This is a genomic window from Rubneribacter badeniensis (genome assembly GCF_002899695.1).
In the GTDB taxonomy this organism is placed as follows: Bacteria; Actinomycetota; Coriobacteriia; order Coriobacteriales; family Eggerthellaceae; genus Rubneribacter; species Rubneribacter badeniensis.
This window is the reverse complement of sequence record NZ_PPEL01000137.1, coordinates 1-4,984: the sequence shown is the minus strand read 5'-3', so window position 1 is coordinate 4,984 and position 4,984 is coordinate 1. Positions and strand designations below refer to the sequence as shown.

The 4,984-nt window shown below is 68.6% G+C and carries 2 protein-coding genes; both read right to left on the bottom strand.

Annotated features, from left to right (window positions below; all coding sequences use genetic code 11):
• Positions 1 to 715 precede the first annotated feature (715 nt).
• A complete protein-coding gene (gene menC / locus C2L80_RS14500; protein WP_239939024.1) occupies positions 716 to 3,865 on the bottom strand; it encodes an o-succinylbenzoate synthase in 3,150 nt (1,049 codons plus the stop codon).
• Between the two features lie 105 nt (positions 3,866 to 3,970).
• Complete coding sequence (gene menB, locus C2L80_RS13070) at positions 3,971 to 4,810, bottom strand: 1,4-dihydroxy-2-naphthoyl-CoA synthase (RefSeq protein ID WP_087198572.1); 840 nt, start codon at positions 4,808 to 4,810, stop codon at positions 3,971 to 3,973.
• Positions 4,811 to 4,984: the final 174 nt, after the last annotated feature.

Below are 4,984 nucleotides of genomic sequence, written 5' to 3'. Positions count from 1 at the left end.
AGCCCCCCCCCCCGCCACCGCCCCTGCATTGCCGAAGAACGGGGGCGTTCGCAAGCAGCCCTGCCATGTTCGCAGACGGTACTGCCGCGTTCGCAAGCAGCGCAGCGCCCGCCGCGGCAAGCCCCGCGCCCGCCGCGACAGCGCTCTGCCAGCACCGTGCCCGTCGCGGCATTGCCGCCCTGCTCGCGTCTCGTCGGCTGCAAAGCCGCTTTCTCGAGAAGGCGTCGGGGGCGGGGCGTATCGCGCGAAGCCATCTGCACTCACAGCCATACCGACGCAACCGCGTCTTAGGAGGCACCGGCACTCCGTCACGATAGATAACCCGTTGCAGCCGCATTCCCTGAAAGCGCGCGGCCGTCCGATGCAAACGCCCCGTTGAAGACGCGCTTCCTCTGTTAAACCAGGATTGATATAGGCCGAGCCAGTCTGCCGAGCGAAGCTCCGTCGGTGCTTCGGAAGGCCTCGCCCGTCGGGTGGGTAGGGACCTTCCGAAGCGCCCGGTTAGGGGAAGCTCGACTCGATATTAGGCGAACGTGGGTTCGTGTCGATTTTGGTTTAACATAGAAGGCGCGCTTTCTCCAGGCGCAAAGCCGCCTGCCGTGGCCGCCTCGCTGCGACCGTGCCCCGGCACCGTCCCCAACACCGCCGACATCCGCTGCGACAGCGCGAACGCAACGCGCTCGGAGGCCAAGGCGCGACGAAACGCGCGAGCGGCCTAGCGCTCGATCACGATGCGATCAACCAGCACGCGCGCGAGCACCGCGCGATTGAGATCGCACCCCAAGCCGTGCTCGTGTCCCGCGCGGTTGAGCGTGACGAAGCCGCGATCTGCGGTGTACGGCGGATCGGTGATGTCCTGCGCGAAATAGCGCGCCGTCGAGCCGATATCGCCAGCCGCTTTCACGTGCGGCAACGTCCCCAACGCGGCGTGCAGCCGCTTCGACACGCCCGTGTCGTACATGCCGCCCATCCACACGTCGATACCGCGCTCCTCGGCCATCGACAGGAAGTCGAGCGTAGGCTGAACGCCGCCGAACTTGGCCGCCTTCACAGCGTAGCAGCGCAGCTCGGGATGCGCGAGCGCGCGGGCGAGGTCGCGCGGACGGGCGATGGACTCGTCCAGGCACACGGGCGTGCATAACGCGCCTTGCAGCTTCGCCAAGCGGGAGAACAGATCGCCCGAAGCCCCCTGCGGGACGCGCCGGGGATCAAGCGGCTCCTCGATCCACGCCGCGCCACACGCGTCAAGGGCGCGCAGATCGTCCATGTCGCGCTCGGTGAAGCTCTGGTTGGCATCGAGCGTGATCATCAGCTGGGGAAACGCCGCACGCACCGCGCGCACAGCCGCAGGTGCCGCCCCCGGAGCCACTTTGAGCTTCACCCGCCGATAGCCCGCCTCCGCGCAGCGGCGCACGGCGGCCACCGTCTCGCTCGGCGACCCCAGGCCCACCACCGCGCCGGCCGGAACCGACGCGCTCCCGCCCGCAACGCCCCCGCGCGCCGTGCCGCCCACGAGCTGCCACAAGGGCCTCTTCACGATCTTGCCGTACAGATCCCATAGCGCCGGCTCGAGTGCGCCACACGCCATCGGAAGCGCCGCGGCGCGAGGGTCGGAGAAGAACGCGGCGCTCGCCTCGCTGGGGTGGAGAAACGCCTCGGTCAGCACCATCGGAGCGAGGATGTCGCGCAGCGCGCGGACGTCCTGATCAAGCGTCTCGGGCAAATACCAATCGGTGGAGAAGGCCACGCATTCGCCCAACCCCGTGCGACCGGCGTGATCGACCACCTCCACGATAACCGACTCGCGCTCGGCGAGCGTGCCCTTCGGCGTGCGAAACGGTGTGGAGAACGGCATCTTGATGCGATGCAGCACGACGCGCTCGACCTCGATGCGCTCGTCGTAGCGCCGTTCCAAAGCGGCCCGGTCGACCTTGCCGATGCCGGTGCGCGGAAACTCGTCGAGCACGCAGAGGTGCTTGGGGCGGTAGAGTTTCGAGAGGCGGGGGCCAAGATGCTCTCGAACGGCGACGGCCAGTTGGCGGTTCGCCGCGCGCGACGCAGCGGCGGGCGCGGTGGGCGCGGCGGGCGCAAGTGCGGAGGAATGCGACGAGGAGGGCGCGGCGGCATCCGCAGACGCAGACGACGCAGCAGAGGCAGAGCGCGACGCGGCAGGCGGGCGCGGCGGGCGCAACGCGGCAGACGGGCGCGACGCGGCGGGCGCGGCAGACGGGCGCGACGGGCCATCCAACGTCGCGGCATCCGCGAGCGCAGACGACGCAGCGGCGGGCGCAAGCGCCCCGAAAGCCGGATCGCGCTCCACGAACGCCACGGGACGGCGACCCCATACGGCATCGGGAGCGCCGAACACGTGGGCGTCGGCCACGCCCGGCACGCGCAGCAGCTGCCCTCTGATCTCGGCCGGGTAGACGTTCTCGCCACCCGAAACGAACATGTCGTCGGTGCGCTCCTTCACGTACAGCAAGCCGTCGCGAAGCATGGCCGTGTCGCCCGTGAGGAAGAATCCGTCCACCGTGTAGGCGGCGCGCGCGTTCAGATAGCCCTCGAACAAGCCGGGACCTTTGACGGCAAGGCGGCCGAAGCCGTCCTCCCCCGGATCGACGATGTGCGCCCGATAGGACGGCATGAGCCGCAAACCTCCACGAAATGCAGAAGTCACCAGGCAATTCGCTATTTGGCTGGACGTCTCGGTCATGCCATAGCTCGCGTACACCCGCGCGCCGACCGACAGCGCCCGCTCGAGCGTGCGCGGATTCACCGCCCCGCCCCCCAGCAGGATGCACGAGTAGCGACGCACGGCGTCTATGGACAGCTCGGCGCTCGCCGAAAGCAGATCCTGCAGCATCTTGTCGACCACCGAAATGTGGGTGGCGCCGCGTCGGGCCGCGTCGGACAGCACGCGCGCGGCGTCGAAGCGGCGGTACAGGATGAAGGGCATGCCGTTCAGCAGGCTGCGCACCACCACCTGGAAGCCGCCGATGTGGTAAAGCGGCAGCACCGCCTGCCACAAGCCCTCGCCGCGACGGTTGAGCACCGCGTTGGACACTTCCGACGCGGAGCAGATGTTCTCCCAGGTGAGGGACACGGCCTTTGAACGGCCCGTCGTGCCCGACGTGAACATGACGAGCGCGCGGGATCCGCGGTCGAACACATGCGCCGCATGCTCGGCGAAATGGATAACGCTCTCCACCGCGTCTTGGCGCGCCATCTCGTCGCGCCGCCGCAGCGACGCGCGGCCCGACGACGCCCGCCCGAGCCCGCGCGTCGAACGCGGCTCGGCCGCAAGCGCGTTCTCGCGGGCCGTGAAGCTGATGCGGCGGGGCCGCGTGCCTGCGGAGCGCAAACCCGCACGGGGGCTGCGGGAATCGCGATGGCCCCAGGAATCGCGCGAGTCGCGAAGCCCGCGAGAGTCGCGCAGGTCGCGAGAGTCACGGGAGCCCCCTCCAACTTCGGCCTCGCCCGCCAAAAGAGCGACAGCCTCGTCCACCAAACGCCCGACGGCGGCCTCGTCAACGCGAAGCGCCACGTTCACGCCGGGCTTTCGCTCGATCTCCATGAGGCGGCCCAGCTTCTCGCCCCCGGTCAGGCGGTTGCTCAGCGCCACAAGCGAGAAGCCCCCGTACGCCGCCGCAAGCACGAGGAACACGTAGGCGGCGCAATTCGGCAGATCCACGGCCACGCTGTCGCCGGGATTCACGCCGCGACGGCGCAGATGGCGGGCGAGCGCCGCCGACAGCATGCGCGTCTCGCGATACGAGTACGCTCGCGCCTCGCCTGTCTCGTCCACGCACGTGAAGCACGTGCGCTGTGGATGTCGCCGCACCATGCTCTCAAACGCGCCGATCATCGCTGTTCGAGCCTACCCCTCTCGTGTCGTTCGTCGGTCGGCGTTCGCCGGAATCGCCGCCGTTCGCCTTTGGGCGCGCAGCGACCGGCGCAGCCGGCTCAAATCCTACGGGAACTTCGGGAACTGGGTGAAATCGGGCGCGCGCTTCTCTTTGAACGCGTCGCGGCCTTCTTTCGCCTCATCGGTGGTGTAGTACAGAAGCGTCGCGTCGCCGGCCAGCTGCTGGATGCCCGCGAGGCCGTCCGTGGCCGCGTTGAACGACGCCTTCATGAAGCGCAGCGCCGTGGGGCTGAACTGCAGCATCTCGCGCGCCCAGCTCACACACTCCGCTTCCAGCTCGTCGAACGGCACCACCTTGTTCACGAGCCCCATCTCAAGCGCCTCAGCCGCCGTGTACTGGCGGCACAGGTACCAGATCTCGCGCGCCTTCTTCTGGCCCACGATGTTGGCGAGATAGCCCGCGCCGTAGCCCGCGTCGAAGCTGCCCACCTTCGGGCCCGTCTGGCCGAACTTCGCCGTTTCGGCCGCGATGGACAGGTCGCACAGGATGTGCAGCACGTGCCCGCCGCCGATGGCGTAGCCGTTCACCATCGCGATCACGGGCTTCGGCACCACGCGGATGAGCCGCTGCAGGTCGAGCACGTTCAGGCGCGGGATGCTGTCCTCGCCCACGTAACCGCCGTTGCCGCGGATCTTCTGATCGCCGCCGCTGCAGAACGCCTCGTCCTCATGGCGGCCGCCGTGGTTGGCGCCGGTGAGGATGATGACGCCGATGCCCGCGTCGTCGCGCGCTTCGGTGAATGCGTCGTACAGCTCGTTCACGGTGAGCGGGGTGAACGCGTTGCGGCGCTCGGGCCGGTTGATGGTGATTTTCGCGATACCGTCCGCCGTCTCGTAGACGATCTCGCGGTACTGCTTGCCGGGTTGCCATGCGATGGCGCTCATGACCGTCCTTTCGGTGCGCAACGGACTCGCAAGCCGGATGCGCGGTATGAGGAGGTTTCGACTGGATGCGCCCATAGTACCGCGCAGCACGCCCCATTGGCACCGCCATATCCCCGCATGCAGAATAATTACGCAAAGATGATCTATGGGACGAGGGCGGGCGGGGCTGCGGAG